This is a genomic window from Pseudomonas sp. Ga0074129 (genome assembly GCA_001465025.1).
GTDB lineage: Bacteria > Pseudomonadota > Gammaproteobacteria > Pseudomonadales > Pseudomonadaceae > Aquipseudomonas.
Genome location: LNDO01000074.1, coordinates 1 through 18344, shown reverse-complemented (window position 1 = coordinate 18344; position 18344 = coordinate 1). Strand labels below are relative to the sequence as shown.

Annotated in this window: 12 protein-coding genes; 4 read left to right on the top strand and 8 right to left on the bottom strand. The window is 61.3% G+C overall.

The annotated features are described in order from the left end of the window. Positions 1–144: 144 nt before the first annotated feature. Positions 145–2199, bottom strand: coding sequence for a TonB-dependent receptor (locus tag AUK77_RS09240; RefSeq protein WP_296128620.1), 2055 nt, complete (start codon positions 2197–2199; stop codon positions 145–147). 366 nt (positions 2200–2565) lie between these two features. On the opposite strand from AUK77_RS09240, the gene AUK77_RS09235 reads away from it, so the two are divergent. From AUK77_RS09235 to AUK77_RS09225, 3 genes are read left to right on the top strand one after another with little or no spacing between them, the layout of a single operon-like run. Further along, positions 2566–3429, top strand: a complete 864-nt coding sequence (locus AUK77_RS09235; protein ID WP_296128616.1) for an MBL fold metallo-hydrolase — start codon at positions 2566–2568, stop codon at positions 3427–3429. 48 nt (positions 3430–3477) lie between these two features. After that, entirely contained in the window at positions 3478–5223 is a 1746-nt protein-coding gene (gene sulP, locus AUK77_RS09230) for a sulfate permease (RefSeq protein ID WP_296128613.1), read from the top strand. Then, positions 5223–5603, top strand: coding sequence for a rhodanese-like domain-containing protein (locus AUK77_RS09225; RefSeq protein WP_296128611.1), 381 nt, complete (start codon positions 5223–5225; stop codon positions 5601–5603). The genes sulP and AUK77_RS09225 overlap by 1 nt, the downstream gene beginning before the upstream one ends. 133 nt (positions 5604–5736) lie before the next feature. Here the strand turns inward: AUK77_RS09225 and cydC are convergent, their stop codons facing one another. The 7 genes from cydC to putA all read right to left on the bottom strand — a co-directional run bounded on the left by cydC (position 5737) and on the right by putA (position 16865). Then, positions 5737–7395 (bottom strand): thiol reductant ABC exporter subunit CydC, encoded by a 1659-nt coding sequence (cydC, locus tag AUK77_RS09220; protein WP_296128608.1) that lies wholly within the window; start codon positions 7393–7395, stop codon positions 5737–5739. Then, entirely contained in the window at positions 7388–9073 is a 1686-nt protein-coding gene (gene cydD, locus AUK77_RS09215; RefSeq protein ID WP_296128605.1) for a thiol reductant ABC exporter subunit CydD, read from the bottom strand. The genes cydC and cydD overlap by 8 nt, the downstream gene beginning before the upstream one ends. Further along, positions 9057–10055, bottom strand: a complete 999-nt coding sequence (gene cydB / locus AUK77_RS09210) for a cytochrome d ubiquinol oxidase subunit II (protein ID WP_296128623.1) — start codon at positions 10053–10055, stop codon at positions 9057–9059. Before cydB ends, cydD begins: the two co-directional genes overlap by 17 nt. Positions 10056–10059: 4 nt before the next feature. After that, entirely contained in the window at positions 10060–11460 is a 1401-nt protein-coding gene (locus AUK77_RS09205; RefSeq protein WP_296128602.1) for a cytochrome ubiquinol oxidase subunit I, read from the bottom strand. 237 nt (positions 11461–11697) lie between these two features. Continuing rightward, positions 11698–11967 (bottom strand): metal-sensing transcriptional repressor, encoded by a 270-nt coding sequence (locus AUK77_RS09200; RefSeq protein ID WP_296128597.1) that lies wholly within the window; start codon positions 11965–11967, stop codon positions 11698–11700. Between the two features lie 4 nt (positions 11968–11971). After that, complete coding sequence (locus AUK77_RS09195) at positions 11972–12517, bottom strand: DUF3365 domain-containing protein (RefSeq protein ID WP_296128594.1); 546 nt, start codon at positions 12515–12517, stop codon at positions 11972–11974. 406 nt (positions 12518–12923) lie between these two features. After that, positions 12924–16865 (bottom strand): trifunctional transcriptional regulator/proline dehydrogenase/L-glutamate gamma-semialdehyde dehydrogenase, encoded by a 3942-nt coding sequence (putA, locus tag AUK77_RS09190; RefSeq protein WP_296128591.1) that lies wholly within the window; start codon positions 16863–16865, stop codon positions 12924–12926. A gap of 617 nt (positions 16866–17482) precedes the next feature. On the opposite strand from putA, the gene AUK77_RS09185 reads away from it, so the two are divergent. After that, positions 17483–18259, top strand: a complete 777-nt coding sequence (locus AUK77_RS09185; protein ID WP_296128589.1) for an outer membrane protein OmpK — start codon at positions 17483–17485, stop codon at positions 18257–18259. Positions 18260–18344 lie beyond the last annotated feature (85 nt).

Here is an 18344-nt window from a genome sequence, read left to right as displayed (position 1 = left end):
GCCTGCTTGAGCGCTACAAAGCGCAGCTCAACCCATTGATCTGCCTGAGTGAATCGCTGGGTTATACGAGCGGCAACAGTTAACTCAGACATAGCCTTGTTTTTTCTGCGATTTAGCTGTGGCAGTTAAGCCGTCGCGCCAGCCTTACAGCTTCAGATTGACCGACAGGTAAGCCGAGCGGCCCGGTGCTGCGGAGAACATCGGCTGATCGTCGCCGCCCCAGAAGAAGTTGTCGTACCAGACGTACTCGTACTGCTCATCCAGCACGTTCTTCACTTGCAGATCCAGGCTGGTGGTGGCCGACAGGTTGTAGCGCACGTTGGCATCGAGCAAGGCAAAGCCGCCGTACTTACCCTGCGCATTCAACTCGTCGATGTAGTAATCACCCTGAGCGCGGGCCTGCAGGCCGAACTGCCAATCCTGATGCGGTTGGTACTGCGCGCCGAGGTTGGAGATATAACGTGGCGTGGAAAACACCTCTTTACCCGCCAGGGATTGCCCGGTGCCCGTAAAGGCGCTGAGCACTTTGGCTTCCTGAATCGAATGCGAGGCCCAGACCATCCACTGATCATTGAGGGTGGCGTTGACCTGCAAATCCACCCCACGGCGACGGGTTTCACCCAAGCCCACAGTGGTACCGGTACTCGGCATGTTGGCCACTTCATCGGTGGCGTCCTGCTGCCAAACGGCAATGCGCGCTTCGGTGCCGACAAAGGGGTCAAAACGCACGCCCACTTCCTTGCCGGTGTTGATCGACGGTTTGAAGGATGCCTGCCCTGCAGTCAGGTAAGCCGGCGCACGCGAGCCGGTCAGCACCTGGAACGTCTGGCCCCAGTTGGCGTACAGATTGACCGCTGGCGTCAGGCTGTACATCACGCTGAGTTTGGGTTGTTCGATCCAGCCGTAATCCTGCAAGTCAGCCTCAACATTGCCCGGCAACTGGGTTTGGCCGGAGAACTTGTCGACCCGGTAGGCGGGGATAATTTTCAGCGAATCGGTCGGTTCGATCACCGCCTGCACAAATGCGCCGAGGTTATCCAACTCATAGTGATCGTCGTTCTGAATGCGCGCAGGCGGTGCCGAGAAATCGGTCGGCACGCTGAAGTTGTAGCGGTAACGGCGGTACTCGTTGTTTTGCTGCTCAGCGTTCACCCCACCTTCAAGGGTCAACCACTCGCTGGCCGACCAAGTGAGTGTGTTGAGCATGCCGGTCTGGTCTTCCTTCCACTGACGGCGCTGACGCGGCGCGTTGCCAACCGCATAGCTGGTGAAGGTCACTTTGCGGTCATCGTCGTAGCGGTTGTGGTAGAGCGTGCTGCTCAGCGCCAGGTCATTGCGCAGTTGCCAATCGAGGTGCACGGCCACTTGCTGCATGTCGCGGTCATCGCCGTCGTTGGCGTTTTTGGCGGCTGAATCGCTGCGGTCGGCCGCCAGTTCGGCCTTGGTCTGAAATCCCGACTCTTCGGCCTCATGCTGATAGATCCGGGTGACCAGACCGACCTTCAGCAACTCGGCGTCATCGGTAAAGAACCACTTGCCGCCGATGGAATATTTTTCCGACTGGCTGTGGTCGCGGTGGCCGTCGGTATCTTGCTTGGCGAAGAAATAGTTCTGCGCGAAGTTCCCCGACTCGCGGCCCACGGCCACTTGCAACTCACGGGTGTTGAAGCTGCCGTAAGTCAGGCGACCGTCGCTGTAGTTGCCGCCTTGGCGGGTCACGAAGTTGATGTTGCCGCCAATGTTGTGCAGCCCATAGCGCGGGTCATTGGTGCCGCGCACCACTTCGATGTGTTCGATATCCAGCGGGAACACCATGTCGATAAAGCGCTGGTTGCCACTGTTGACGTTGCTCGGCACTCCATCGATCAGGGTCTTGATGCCGTTGATGTAACCCTCGCCGTTAAAGGCACGAAAGGTCGCCTTGCCGGACTCCGCGCCCTGGCGGGTTTCGGTCAGTTGGATGCCGGGCATCTGCCCCAGCAGCTCCCAACTGTTCATCACATTTTTATCTTCAACCATCTCGCCACCGAGCACATCCACGGAGGTCAGCACGCGAGTGCCGGTCTTTTTCACCTCGCTGGATTTGGCTTTCACATACTGTGAACCCAAGGTAATGGTGGAATCGCCGGCTGAGGCGGCGAATACACCGCCACTGCTGAGCAAGGCAATCAGCGAGAGCGCAATTGGCTGGTTTTTCATGGGTGTCCTTGAACGTGCTGGAGGCAAAAACGCAGCGTTTGGAATCGCTGCCGAGGGGCTCAGCGACAGCCGTACAGGGCCGATCGCCGCGAATGCGGCACGTTATATCATAACAATCACTACCATTCAGCCCTGCACCGAACCCTGAACACACCGGCAAGCCAGCCCCAGCTAGGGTGTGCGCCTTTTTATTGGCTTGGAGCTATGGTCCGAACTATCGGCTTTTCAGCGACTTACAACGGCATATGGCATGACTGAACAAGGCACCCACCTCATATTCCTTTTAAATCTATATATAGAACTGAAAAATAGTTAAGCTAATCCTTAATTAAATACTCCTTAGGGTATAGGGGAAGGACAATCGCCATGCAGCCCCATGTAGAAGCATTCTTTGATCCCGCCACCTTCACCTACAGCTATGTGGTGAGCGATGCCAGCACCCAGCGCTGCGCCATCATCGACTCGGTGCTGGATTACGACCCCGCCTCCGGGCGCACCTCGTACACCAGCGCCGACCGGCTGATCGACTACGTCAAGACGCACAAGCTGCAGGTGGATTGGCTGCTGGAAACCCACGTACACGCCGACCACCTCTCGGCTGCGCCCTATTTGCAGCGTGAGTTGGGCGGCCAACTGGCCATCGGCGAGCACATCACCACCGTGCAAAACACCTTCGGCAAGCTGTTCAATGCTGGCAGCGAGTTCGCCACCGATGGCCGTCAGTTCGATCATCTGTTCAAGGATGGCGATACCTTTGCGATCGGCAACCTGCAGGCTCGCGCCATCCATACACCCGGCCACACCCCGGCGTGCATGACCTATGTGGTTGGCGATGCCGGCTTTGTCGGCGACACGCTGTTTATGCCGGACTACGGCACTGCGCGTTGCGACTTCCCCGGCGGCGATGCGCGCACGCTGTTTCAGTCGATCCGCAAGCTGTTTGCCCTGCCCGGCGACACCCGCCTGTTTATGTGCCACGACTACAAGGCACCGGGGCGTGACGACTTCCGCTACCAAACCACGGTGGCGGAGCAACGCGCGCTGAACGTGCATGTGCATGAAGGCATCAGCGAGGCCGATTTTGTCGCCATGCGCAGCGCTCGCGACGCCACCCTTGGCATGCCGCTGCTGATTCTGCCGTCGGTGCAGGTGAACATGCGCGCCGGGCAACTGCCGCCTGCCGAAGACAACGGCACCCGCTACCTGAAAATCCCCCTCGACGTGCTCTGAGGAACGGCCCATGGCAACAACCCGCTACAGCGCCCAGGCGTGCACAGCATGAAGCTGAGCCGCTGGCTGCCCTGCCTCGACTGGGGCCGACACTACAGCCGCCATCACGCCAGCCAGGATGGTTTGGCCGCGCTGATCGTCACACTGATGCTGATCCCACAGAGCCTGGCCTACGCCATGCTCGCCGGGCTGCCGCCGGTGATGGGGTTGTACGCGAGCATCTTGCCACTGCTGGCCTATGCCCTGTTTGGTTCCAGCCGCACGCTGGCGGTGGGGCCGGTGGCGGTGGTGTCACTGATGACCGCCGCCGCGTTGCAGCCGCTGTTCCCGGCGGGCAGTGCCGAATACATCGGCGCAGCCATGCTGCTGGCCTTGCTCTCCGGGCTGTTGCTCAGCGCCATGGCGGTGCTGCGCCTGGGCTTTCTCGCCAATTTTCTCAGCCATCCGGTGGTGTCTGGCTTTATCAGTGCCTCGGGCATTCTGATCGCCATCGGTCAGTTCAAGCATCTGCTGGGCATTTCGGCCTCGGGCGAAAACCTGCTGCACCTGATCCCGCAACTCTGGCTGGGCCTGCCCGCCCTGCACGGGCCGACGCTGCTGATCGGTCTGCTGAGCCTGACCTGGCTGTGGTGGGCGCGAGCGCATTTGAAGGGCGCACTGCAACGCATAGGTGTGCCTGCTGCAACAGCCGCGAACCTGGCCAAGGCCGGCCCGGTGCTGGCGATTATTGCCGCGATTGTGGCGGTGAGCGCGCTGCAACTCGATCAGGCTGGCGTGAAGGTGGTGGGCGCCATCCCGCAAGGTTTGCCGGGCCTGACCCTGCCCACCCTGAACCTCGACCTGGCCCTGCAACTGCTGCCCGCCGCGCTGCTGATCAGCCTGGTGGGCTTTGTCGAATCGGTGTCCGTCGGGCAGACTCTCGCTGCCAAACGCCGCCAACGCATCCAACCCAATAACGAGCTGCTCGGCCTCGGCTCGGCCAACCTGGCTTCCGCCTTCAGCGGCGGTTTCCCGGTGACCGGCGGTTTCGCCCGCTCGGTGGTCAACTACGAGGCTGGCGCACAAACCCCCATGGCCGGTGTGTTCACCGCCGCCGGCATCGCCCTCAGCGTATTGCTGCTAACGCCGCTGCTGCACAACCTGCCGCATGCCGTGCTGGCGGCGACCATCATGGTGGCGGTGTTGAGCCTGGTCGACCTCGGCTCGCTGCGCCGCACCTGGCGTTACTCGCGCCAAGACGGGGCCGCGCAGGTGGCGACCCTGCTCGGCGTGCTGCTGATTGGCGTCGAGGCTGGCATTCTGCTCGGTGTCGGCCTGTCGCTGCTGCTGTTTCTCTGGCGCACCAGCCAGCCGCATATTGCCGTGGTGGGCCAGGTGCCGGGCAGCGAACACTTTCGCAACGTCGAGCGTTTCGCGGTGATCGAGTCGCCCAGCGTGCTCTCGCTGCGCGTCGATGAAAGTCTGTATTTCCCCAACGCGCGCTACCTCGAAGACCGCATCAGCGAGCTGATCGCCAGCAGGCCTGAGGTGCGCCATCTGGTGTTGATGTGTTCAGGCGTCAACCTGATCGACGCCAGCGCGCTGGATTCGCTGGAAGCCATCGTCGAGCGCCTGCAAACCGCTGGCGTGCAGTTGCACCTGTCGGAAGTCAAAGGCCCGGTGATGGATCAACTGCGCCGCTCCAGCTTCCTCGACACCTTTGCCGGGCAGGTGTTTATCAGCCAGTTCGACGCGTTGAAAACCCTCGCCCCGCAGACCACAGCACCCTCACCCATTGCCGACAGGAAGCCCTGATGAAAAGCGCCCACGATCTGGTCAGCGACGCCAAGACACGCATCGACGAAGTCGACCTGCACGCCGCCGATGCCGCCATCCGCACGGCCGACGTGTTGATTGATGTACGTGAAGCAGACGAGTATCAGGCCGGGCACATTCCGGGCGCGGTCAACATTCCCCGCGGCCTGCTGGAGTTCAAACTCAGCAATGATCCGACCCTGACGCGACGTGACCTCAACTTGGTGCTGTATTGCAAAAACAGCGGCCGCTCGGCCCTCGCGGCCTGCGCGCTGCAGGACATGGGCTATAGCCACGTACTGTCGATTGCCGGCGGCTATGACGCCTGGCACGCCGCCGGCAAGCCGGTGCAAACCGCGCAATTGCCCGCGTTTGATTGACCCTTAACAACCACACACCCAACGTACAGCGGCAGCATCCGTAGGTTGGGTTGAGACGCGCAGCGGTGAAGCCCAACGAATCACGCGACAACCCGTTGGGCTTCGCTGCGCTCAACACCAACCTACTGCGGCGTTACGCACGCGGCAGTTGCTGCCAGCTCAACAGCCGATCGGCCTGTGGCAACGCCGCCTCACTGTGACCCAACAGCAGTGCGCTGCGGCCCTGCAACCAAGTGTTGATGCGCGGCTTGATACGCTCACGCGTGGCCTCATCCAGCCCGGAAAAGGGCTCATCGAGAATCACCAACGGGGCATCGCGCAGCAGCACCCGCGCCAGCGCCAGGCGGCGGCCTTCACCGCCGGAAAGCTGTTTGCCGGTTTCACCGACCCAGGTGTTCAGGCCGTTGGCGGTGCCTTCCACGGTGTCGGCCAGATCAACCATGTCCAACGCCCACCAGAGCTGCGTATCGCTGGCGTCCGGACGGCCGAGCAGCAGGTTGTCGGCGATGCTGCCGTGGAGCAGTTCGGTTTCCTGGGTCAGGTAGGCGATGTGTCCGCGCCAAGTGTCCAGATCCAATGCCGTCAACGGTACGCCTGCCACATACACCGCACCGGCATCCGGGTCGAGCAAACGTGCGGCCAGCGCCGCCAGGGTGGATTTACCGCACCCAGAAGGCCCAACCAGCGCCAGCCGTTCTCCAGCGGCAAGCTGCAACTGCACGCCACTCAAACCGGCATGGGTCACCGCCACATCCTGCCAGCTCAAGCTTAAGTTGGCCGGTACGGCAAGCGGGCTGGCGGCGTGGGGCAAGCGTCCGCTCATGGCCACTTGTTGGTTGAGCCGCGCCGCCGCCGCGCAGGTAGCGCCCCATTGCGCGAACGCCGCTGGCAAGGCGGAAAAGGCTTCATTGAGGCCCATCAGCGCCAGGGCAATCATCACCATCAGCGGCCCGCTGAGCAGCCCTTGCTCATAGGCGATCACCCCGGCAAACAGGCCCAGCAAACTCGCGCCCAGCACGCCAAACAGGCTCAAGGCTTGCCCCAGCACCACCCGCCCCTGCAACGCCAGTTGATCCTTGATCAGTTGCTCACTGCGCGCCAGTAAGGCCTGTTGATGCAGGCCAAGACTGCCGGCGGCGGTCAACTCGGCCAAACCCTGCAACTGCTCGATGCACTGCACGCGCAAACCATCCAGCTGCTCTACGCGTTGGGCGCTCAGGTGCAGACCGGCGCGGGCCATGCCCACCGTCACCAGCAGCAACAGCGCCAGCAACAACAGCAACAACAGCAACGCCAGCCACGGCTGGAACAGCGCCACCAGCCCACACACCAGTAGGATGGCCAGCAAGGCCACAGCGGGCGGTGCCAGCAAGCGCAGGTAGAGCGTGTCGAGGGCATCAATGTCGGCGGTCAGGCGGTTGAGCCATTGCGCCGCGCGCAGCCGGCCCAGTGTCGCGCCGTCGAGTTGTGCCAAGGCGCTGAAGTGGCGCACGCGCAAATCGGCGAGCAAACCGAGCACCGTGTTGTGGTTGAACACACGCTCGGTGTAACGCGCCACCGTGCGTGCCAGGGCAAAAAAGCGGATGCCGCTGCCCGGCACATAAATATCGAAAAACACCCGGTTGCCCGCGGCCCAGAGCAACGCGGTGACGCCCGTGGCGGTGATAAACCAGCCGGATAACGCCAGCAGGCCGATGGCACTGAGCACCGTAAGCAGCATCAGCAGTGCGCCAACGCACAACCGACCGCGCCAGTGGCGCATGTCACGTAGCCAGGGGCTCAGCTCATGCATCGAGCAACCTCCCTTCATGCAGGCGCACCACGCGGTTGGCCATCTGCATCAAAGCAGGATGATGGGTAGCGACAATCAGCGTGCGCCCGCTGCTGGCCAAAGTCTGCAGGGCGTCGATCACCTCGACCTCGCTCTGTTCATCGAGGCTGGCAGTGGGTTCATCCAGCAGCACCAGCTGCGCGTTACTCAGCCACACACGCGCCAACGCCAGCCGTTGCGCCTGCCCACCGGACAGCCCGCGCCCGCCCTCACCCAACGGGCTGTCGAGGCCTTGCGGCTGAGCGGCCAACAACGCGCTCAAGCCCACCGCCGCCAGCGCCTGCTGCATGGCGGCCGGCGTGGCTTCGGGTGCGGTTAAGCGCAGGTTGTCGGCCCAACTGCCTTTGATCAGAAACGCTCGCTGGCCCATCCAGGCCACGGACTGCTGACCGGGCGGCTGACCAAACAGGCGGATCGTTCCCGCCTGTGGCTGGATAAAACCGGCCAGGCCATGCAACAGGCTCGACTTGCCCGAGCCGGATGGCCCCACCAGCGCCAGCACCTCGCCCGCGTGAATGTGCAGGTTCACCCCACGCAGAATCTCGCCGCGCCCGGCATAGCTCAGGTGCACATCGCGCAGCTGAATGCCATCCTCTGCCGCGTTATTCGACAGGTCTTGCGGCGCAGCAGGCAGGCTGTCCAGCGCCTCCAGTTCGGCCAGCGCATCGGCGGCCGCCAGCGCCGCCGCTCGGTCGTGATAGTGCTGCGCGAGGCTGCGCAGCGGCTGAAAGAACTCTGGTGCGAGCAGCAGAATAAACAGCCCGCTGAACAGGCTCAGCTCAGGCGAGGGGCCGTAGTCGATATAACCCAACAGACCAAAGCCGATGTACATGGCCACCACGGCAATCGCCACCGAGGCGAAAAACTCCAGCACCGCCGAGGATAAAAACGCCACTTTCAGCGTGGCCATGGTGACGCGGCGATAAGCCTGCGTGGCCTGCTCAATACGCGCGATGGAGCGCCCGACCTGACCAAACAACTGCAGGCTGGTGAGGTTGCGCACGCGGTCGAGAAACTGCCCGGCCATGCGCCCGGCCTGCAGCACATGGCGCTGGCTGATACGCTCGGCATGCATGCCGACCAGGGCCATAAACAACGGAATAAGCGGCGCGGCCAGCAAGAGGAACAGCGCCGCCAGCCAATCCAACCAGACCACCAGCGCAACCAGCATCAACGGCACCAGTACGGCTAGCCATTGCTGCGGCAGGTAACGGGCGTAATAGCCGTCGAGGGCGTCGACTTGCTCAACCCATTGGTTGGTCAGGCTGGCACTGGGCAGTGCGGCCAAACGCACCGGCCCAAGCCGGGCCCACAAGGCGCTCAATTCCACCCGCACTTGCTGGCGTACCTTGGCGCTGGCCAGTTGACCCAGTCGTTCCTGCACGGCCGCCGCCAGCACACGCAACAGTACGGCCACCAACAAGGCCGCCATCACCGACCACAGGCTCAGCGCCGGAGCGTCGTCGATCAGCAAGGCGTGCACCAGCCAGGCCATCAGGCCCATTTGCGCCGCAATCGCCACGCCGCCGAGCACGCCGGCCGCCACTGCGCCGCGCAGCAGCGGGCGCACGGCCAGTTGCTGGCGAGCCAGCCAGTGGCGGCTGCGCTGTTGGCGGGTTATATCAGTGATAGCCGACACCTGCTTTCACCTTGCCGCGGAACACCCAGTAGGTCCAGGCGGTGTAGGTCAGCACAATCGGGATGACGAACAACAGGCCCAGCAGCAGGAACAACTGCGACTCAGGGGCTGAGGCGGCGTCCCAGATGGTGTGGTTAGGCGGAATGATGTACGGCCATTTGGTCACCAGCAGCCCCAGATAGGTGAAGATGAACAAAGCCATGGTGGCAATAAACGGCATGGCCTCACGGCGTTTGCGCAGGCTGCGGAAAATCTGCAGGGCACACAAACCCGCCATCACCGGAAAGATCCAGATCAAGCCGATGGCCGAGAACCAGCGCGCATAGGCCGTGGGATCAACCCAGGGTGTCCAGATGCTGATGGCAACAAACACCAGCAGCACGGCGGCCAGCAGTTTCGGGGCCAGGCTGTAGGCCCAGTCCTGAATGTAGCCTTCGGATTTCATGATCAACCAGGTGCAGCCGAGCAAGGCATAACCGGCCAGCAGGCCGATGCCGGTGAGCACGGTGAACGGCGTTAGCCAATCCAGCGCACCGCCAACATACACCAGCCCTTCGGTGTTGAAGCCCTGAATGTAGGCCCCCACCACTGCGCCCTGGGCGAACGAGGCGACAATCGAACCACCGGCAAAGGCCCAGTTCCACAGGTAGCGCGAGGTGTTGGCCTTGAAGCGAAACTCAAACGCCACGCCACGGAAGATCAAACCCGCCAGCAGCAAAAACACACCGATATACATGGCCGGCAGCAACACCGAGTACACCAGCGGAAAAGCCGCCAGTAGGCCCGCGCCACCGAGCACCAGCCAGGTTTCGTTACCGTCCCAGACCGGTGCCACCGAGTTCATCATCACATCGCGGGCCTGCTCGTCCGGGGCGAAGGGGAAGAGAATCCCCACGCCCAGGTCAAAGCCGTCCATCAGCACGTACATGATGATGCCGAAGGCGATGATTACCGCCCAAATCATTGTGAGGTCAAAAGGCACCATTTCAGTGTCCCCCCTGTTCCAGGCGTACATGGGTTGCCGACAACGGACGCGAGGCCCGCTCCACTTCATGGGTGTCTTCTGCGCTGAGGTCTTCTTCCAGGCCCGCTTGCAGCACGCGGAACAGGTAATACAAGCCGGCGCTAAAGACCATCGCGTAGACCACGATGTAGCCAATCAAGGTGAACAAGGCCATGCCGCCCGTCAGCGACGGTGTCAGCCCTTGCGCATGGGTCATCACCCCGTAAATCAGCCACGGCGCGCGACCAGCTTCCGTCACCACCCAACCGGCGAGCACCGCCAGAAACGGCATGAAGCTCATCCATCGCAAGCCATTGAGGAACCACGGCGTTTGCCAGTAACGACCGCCACGGCGCAGCACCAGGCCAGTCAGACCGAAGGCGATCATCACCAGGCCAATGCCGACCATCACCCGGAACGCCCAGAACACCAGCCACACGGGCGGTTGCTTCTCGTAGGCCACGTCCGTGATGCCTGGCAGTTCGCCGTTCCAGTCGTGAGTCAGGATAAAGCTGGCCAGTTTCGGGATGCCGATTTCAAAATGGTTGGTTTGCGCCTCCTGATCCGGCCAGGCAAACAACAGCAGCGGCACACCCGTACCACGCTCCCAATTGCCTTCCATCGCCGCCACTTTGATCGGCTGATGCTTAAGGGTGTTCAGACCGTGAAAGTCACCCACCACGGCCTGAATGGGCGCGATCAGCAGGATCATCCACAGGCTGACCGACAGCGCTTTGCGGTTCACTTCTACCTCACGCTTGCGCAGCAAGTACCAGGCGCTAACGCCCGCCACCACAAAGGCACCGGTGAGGAACGAGGCCAGGCCCATATGCATAAAGCGGTAGAAAAACGACGGGCTGAACAACGCCTGCGACCAAGACACGACATGGATCATGCCGTCACGCAGTTCGGTGCCGACCGGCGTTTGCATCCAGCTGTTGGCCGAGAGAATCCAGAACGAGGAGATAAAGGTGCCCAGCGCCACCATGCACGCGGCAAACAGGTGCACGCCCGGCGGCACCTTGTCGCGGCCAAACAGCAGCACGCCGAGGAACGCGGCTTCGAGGAAGAACGCCGTGATCACTTCATAGCTCAGCACCGGGCCAAGGAAGTTCGACGCCGCGTAGGAGAAGTTGCTCCAGTTGGTGCCGAACTGAAAGGCCATGACGATGCCCGACACCACGCCCATGCCAAAGACCACGGCAAACACCTGGGTCCAGAACTTCGACAGGCGCGCCCAGACCGGATCAGCGGTGCGGAAGGACATGCCCTCCAGAAAAGCGATAAAAGAAGCCAGGCCGATGGTGAACACCGGGAAAATGGCGTGAAAGCAGACCACAAAAGCAAACTGCAGTCGCGAGAGGAAAAGCGGGTCTAATTCCATCTGAGTCGATCCTGTGTGTGGAACTGACTGAACAAACCAGGCAAGCAGCCGCAAGGCATTGCAGGCCAGACAAAGTCTATGCTTTTGAACCCTGGGGGGTATGGGGTGTATTGCCGCACCACACGCCCGCAGCAGCCATCGCTGGCCTGAATGACGCCCACAGCAAGGCCCTGCGGCATAAGCGCGGTCGCGTGCTGAAACGATTGGCAACAGAGGGCGCGCGGTGAGGCGCGCGAATCAGGTGTACTTGGTGAAGATGGTTTTGAGCTGCGCCAGGGTGGCTTCATGGCTTTGGTCAGGGCTTAGGAGCGCGTCCTCGGCCAGGCACATGAGCATTTCCTGATAGGCCTTATCCAGCGCTTTACGCGCCGCACTGAACTGCTGGGCGACGGCCTCGCACTCGTCGCCGCGCTTGATCATGGCCTGAATACCACGCACCTGCCCTTCGACGCGGGCCAGTCGCTTTAGCAGGGAGTCGCGGTGTTGCAAACGTTGCGGGTCATTCATTCGTTCAATCTACAGGTCGCCGTAATGTGAAGGCACCGCGCAGCTCACCCTGAGCAAAACCACGGGCTTGGTCTTGCGGGTAGCGTACATCAATCAACTGCGCCAACGCTGACTCAATCTGCTTGCCGTGACAGGCCAGGCACGGCTCGCCTGTACCGATGGCTTTCATCACCCGCACCTCGCCCCCCACCACCGCACTTTGGCTGATCTGCTCTAGCGGCTCACCGGCCGCCGCACGCTGGGCAAACTGGGCCAGCACTTCACGCTCCCAAGCATCGGGGGCGTTATCCGGGTTGCGTACCTTGAGCGCCGTGCGCCCCACCGTCCACGGCTTTTGGCTGTGCTCGCTGGCAATTTGCGGGGCAGACAGCTGACAAGCCTCTACCGCGTGCGCCGCGCCGCCACTGCTCATTGCCGCTTTGACCGTGCCCATCAGCTGCTGCTGAAAAGCCGGAATCAGCGCCAAGCCTTCGGCGGATAGCGCCTGCACATTGTCGGCCTGTGCGCTCACACTCAGGCCACTAATCAACACCGCTGTTAGCAATCGCATCGTCTACCTCGCCTTAATCAAATATACCCACGGGGGTATACTGGCACAGCCACGCGCATTAGGCGATCACGCATTTGCTTCACGCAAACAGCGGCCACGCAAAAGCCTTTTAGGCGTGATGCACGATTGATTAAGAGAAGAAAAGCGGCCTTCGATGCGCAACGACGCTGATTGCTGCGTTGCAACACCCGCTGGGTAAGCCGGTGCTATGCATCGAAATGCCTGAGAGGAGAAAACCCACTGCACCGGGCGGGTAACCCACCGTTACCGGTTGTGCGCTGGGCGCTGCGTAACAGCCGGAGCCGTATGCAGCATCAGGGGCCGAAGCACCTGGGGATGGCGGTAAGCCGGTGTTGCCAACTGCCCCACCGGGCAAACCAGTGGGGCAGGATGCTCGCAGAACCGATTAGCCGATGGTCATCAGGCTGGCGTTGCCGCCGGCTGCTGCGGTGTTGATGCTCAGTGCGTGTTCGATCAGCAGGCGCTCCAGCGGGATATCCGTTTCACCTTTGTGCAAACCATGCACGCTGATGATCGCGCCGGAGCGCGTTGCCGCCTGTTCACAGACCGCACGCAACTCGTCGGAGTCACCGTGGTGCAGGATGGCGTCGAAGGCGACTTCACTGTCGACCCACTGCGCCAACAGAGTGATGCGTTGCTGCACCACTTTGGGCAACTCGGCCAACAGCGCGCGCGTCAGCTCGCCTTCTTGCCACAATACCTGGCAACCCACGGCCAGGGCCGCCGCCAATTGTGTCAGCAAGTCACTGCGTTCAGCGGCCAGGCACAGCACATGCTCGCGCGGCAGCAGGCTGTAGCTGTTGCGCTCGCCGGTCGGGCCATTGAGCATTTGTACGGTGCCGCTTTGCGCCAACTCAACGAACTGCGCACTGAGTGCACTCAGGCTCGGCTCATGTTTAGTCGCCCACTCCTGCAACGCCGCGATCACCTTGGCCTGCTCTGCCGGACGCTGAATCTCGCCCTTCTCCTGCTGCAATTGCTTGGCCACGGCATCCTGCGGACGGGTTGCCAGCAGGCGGTACATGTACAGCGGGCCACCGGCTTTCGGGCCGGTGCCGGATAGGCCTTCACCGCCGAATGGCTGCACGCCAACCACCGCACCGACCATGTTGCGGTTCACATACAGGTTGCCGACCTTGGCACTGTTGACCACTTGAGCAATGGTCTCGTCGATACGCGTGTGCACGCCGAGGGTCAGGCCGTAGCCGCTGTCGTTGATCTGCTGCAGCAGCTTGCCCAAATCAGCACGCGCATAACGCACCACGTGCAGCACCGGGCCGAAGATTTCGCGTTGCAACTCAGTAAAGCTGTCCAACTCAATCAGTGTCGGCAACACAAAAGTGCCGCGCTTGATGTCGTCACCGTTAACGCGCGCCAACTGGAACACTTTGCGGCCTTTTTCGCGCATCTTCTCGATGTGCTGGTCGATATTGCCCTTGGCTTCTGCGTCGATCACCGGGCCAATGTCGGTGCTCAGGCGCTCCGGGTTGCCCAGGCTGTATTCGGCCATGGCGCCTTTGAGCATGTTGATCACCCGATCAGCCACGTCTTCCTGCACACAGAGCACACGCAGGGCCGAGCAACGCTGGCCAGCACTGTCGAAAGCGGACGCCACCACATCGACCACCACCTGCTCGGTGAGCGCAGAGGAATCAACGATCATGCTGTTGAGGCCGCCCGTCTCGGCGATCAGCGGAATGGTGCGGCCTTGCGCATCCAGGCGACCGGCGAGGTTGCGCTGGATGATGCCCGCCACTTCGGTGGAGCCGGTGAACATCACGCCACGCACCCGCTCGTTGCCGATCAACCCGGCACCGACGGTTTCACCACGACCCGGCAGCAGTTGCACCGCGCCGCTCGGCACACCGGCATCCAGCAGGATGCGCACGGCTTGCGCGGCGATCAGCGGGGTTTGCTCGGCGGGTTTGGCCAGCACGGTGTTACCGGCGGCCAGCGCAGCAGCGACCTGACCGCTGAAAATCGCCAGCGGGAAGTTCCACGGGCTGATGCACACCACCGGACCCAACGGACGGTGGGTGTCGTTGCTGAAATGATTGCGCGCCTGCGCCGCGTAGTAGCGCAAGAAGTCCACGGCTTCACGCACTTCGGCGATGGCGTTGGCGAAGGTCTTACCGGACTCGCGCACCAGCAGACCCATCAGTTGCTGCATCTGCGCTTCCATCTGATCGGCGGCGCGATCCAGCACAGCGGCGCGCTCAGCCGGCAGGGTCGACTGCCAGATCTGCCCGCTGGAAACGGCGCAGAGCACGGCATCAGTAACATCCTGCACGCTGGCCTCATGCACATGGCCGACGATGTCGCGGTGATCGGCCGGGTTGCGCACCGGCTGCGCTTCAGCCAATGCGGCGCTCTCGCAGCCAAGCATCGGGCCAGCGATGTAGACCGCGTTGCTGCTGCTCAGCAGCGCCGAAGACAACGAGCCCAGGCGGTGTTCGTTGGCCAAGTCGATGCCTTCAGAGTTCAAGCGCGCGTCACCATACAAGGCACGCGGCAGGGCAATGCGCGGGTGCGGCAGACCAATACCGCCCTCCTGCGTGGCCATCTGCTCGACCTGCTGCACGGGGTCGAGTACCAGCTCTTTGATCGAGATGCTGTGGTCGGCAATGCGGTTGACGAAGCTGGTGTTCGCACCGTTTTCCAACAGGCGACGCACCAGGTAGGCCAGTAGAGTTTCATGGCTGCCGACCGGGGCATAAATACGGCATGGCCGGTTCAGCTTGCCTTCGGCCACCGTGCCAACCACTTGCTCATACAGCGGCTCACCCATGCCATGCAGGCACTGGAATTCGTACTGACCGGGGTAATAGTTCTGCCCGGCCAGTTGATAAATGGCCGACAGCGAATGGGCGTTGTGCGTGGCGAACTGCGGGTAGACCGCTTCCGGTACGGCCAGCAATTTGCGTGCACAGGCGATATAGGAGACGTCGGTATACGGCTTGCGCGTGTACACCGGATAGCCTTCCAAGCCTTCAACTTGGGCGCGTTTGATTTCGCTGTCCCAGTACGCGCCTTTTACCAGGCGAATCATCAAGCGGTGACGGCTGCGCTTGGCCAGGTCGATGACGTAATCGATCACGTATGGGCAGCGCTTTTGATACGCCTGAATCACAAAGCCGATACCGTTCCAGCCGATCAGGACCGGGTCGAAGCACAGGCGCTCCAGCAGATCGAGTGAGATTTCCAGGCGATCAGCTTCTTCGGCGTCGATGTTCAGGCCGATGTCGTACTGCTTGGCCAGCTTGGTCAGGCCCAGCAGGATCGGGTACAGCTCATCCATCACCCGGTCGTACTGCGCGCGGCTGTAGCGCGGGTGCAGCGCCGACAGCTTGATCGAAATGCCCGGGCCTTCGTAAATGCCACGGCCGTGCGAGGCTTTGCCGATGGCATGAATGGCCTGCTCGTAGGACGCCAGGTAGCGTTTGGCGTCTTCCTCGGTCAGCGCAGCTTCACCGAGCATGTCGTAGGAATAGCGGAAGCCTTTGCTTTCCATATTGGTGGCGTTGGCCAGGGCTTCGGCGATGGTTTCACCGGTAACGAACTGCTCGCCCATCAGGCGCATGGACATATCCACGCCCTTGCGGATCAACGGCTCACCGCCCTTGCCGATGATGCGGTTGAGTGAGGTCATCAAACCGGCTTCGTTGTGCGTGGCCACCAGTTTGCCGGTGATCAGCAAGCCCCAGCTCGCGGCGTTGACGAACATCGACGGGCTGTTGCCCAGATGCTGCCCCCAGTTGCCGTTGCTGATCTTGTCGCGGATCAGCGCATCACGGGTGGCCTTGTCGGGAATACGCAGCAGCGCTTCGGCCAGGCACATCAGCGCCACACCTTCCTGCGACGACAACGAGAACTCCTGCAACAAACCCTGCACCAAGCCCTGACGGCCACCGGCGTTCTTCTGGTTACGCAGCTTCTCGGCAATGCTCATGGCCAGCGTGTTGCTCGCTTCAGCCATGTCTTTGGGCAGACGCGCCTGCTCCAGCAGCATCGGCACGGCTTCGGTTTCCGGACGACGATAGGCTCCGGTAATGGCTGCGCGCAGCACTGATTGCGGGAGGATGCTTTCAGCGAAATCGAGGAATACCTGCAGACCTTGCTCGCTGAGGTTTTCCACCGTTTCTTCACCCGCCACTGCGGCCAGACCGGAATGCTCGGCCAGAGTCAGACCACCCTCAATCTGCTCCAGGTAATTGAAGATCGCCTGCTTGATCAACCAATGCGGCGTGCGGTCAATCGACTGCGCAGCCTGTTTGAGGCGATCACGGGTTGCATCATCGAGCTTAACGCCAAGGGTGGTGGTGGCCATTGGTTAATCCTGTTGTGGGCGGGTGCACGGCTAAAACGTCGGGAGCAAAGCTGAACATCGCCCCAACGGGGTGATCGCCACGCATCACGGTTAAAAAATCTGGCGAGAGATTAAACCTGTCTAGGCATTGGGTGCAACTAGGTGCAACCAAGCAGAGCAAACCGCTACAACCACTGCTAGCAAAGCGAGAACCCAGCAAGATTAAAGGCTGCTGGCAACTCGCCAAGGCACCATTAACAAAGCCGCTTAAAACAAGTGTTTTAAAAAAATCAGCGATCCGACGACAGGTACAACCCAACAAGAAGGCCGGTTGCACTCTTAGTCTTCTAGTCAAGCACAGCTGACTCTGTAAGGCAGAGCAGCCGACGGGGTGCGCAATAAGGAGCACGCACCAACTTAATGCTGAATCTGTCCAGGCGGTCAGTTAATAGTGCAAGCGCAGCATTTACATCCCCGTAAAAATCACTAAAGTGCGCGGCCGCTATGGGGGCGAAAGCCAGGCGGCGCGCTGGATGGCGACATAAACAAGACTTGGCCTTGTTTTTGCTGATGCACCAGCAGCCTGACCTTTTAGACAGGTTTAAAAAACATTCAGCACTTATGGGGAGCACCACTCGATGAAGCGTACTTTTTCCTCTCTGGCCTTGACCGCCGGTCTGCTGGCAGGCAGCCAGGCGGTGGCAGGCGACCTGCTGCACTGGCAGAACAACAGCCTGAGCTACCTGTATGGCCAGGACTACACGATTGACCCGGAAATCCAGCAGACCATCACCTTCGAACACGCCAGCGGCTGGAACTTCGGTGACCTGTTCTTCTTCGTCGACACCATCAAATACAACACTGACGCCACCAACGGCGCTGGCGATGGCCACACTTTCTACGGCGAGTTTTCACCGCGCCTGTCGTTCGGCAAGCTGTTCGACACCAAACTGGAACTGGGCCCGATCAAAGACGTGTTGCTGGCCACCACCTATGAATTTGGCGAAGACGATGTCGAGTCTTACCTGATCGGCCCCGGCTTCGACCTAGCGATCCCCGGCTTTGACTACTTCTCGCTGAACTTCTACCACCGCGAAACCGATGGCAGCCGTGACGGCAGCGGCGTATGGCAAATCACCCCGGTGTGGAGCTACACCATCCCTGTTGGCAAATCCGACATCGTGATTGACGGTTTCATGGACTGGGTGGTGGACAACGACAAGAGCTACCACGCCAACCTGCACTTCAACCCACAGATTAAATACGACCTGGGCAAGGCCATGAACTGGGGCGAGAAGCAGCTTTATGTCGGTATTGAGTACGACTACTGGAAAGACAAGTACGGCATCGACAACGACAGCTTCCTCGGCGACGTGATCCTGCGTGGCACTGACCAGAACACCTGTTGGCGCTGATGGAAAATTGACCCACCCTGCCGATTGAAATTTGACCCAGGGCGGATTGCTGATTTTGTTACCAGCAACTGTGGATAAGTCTACC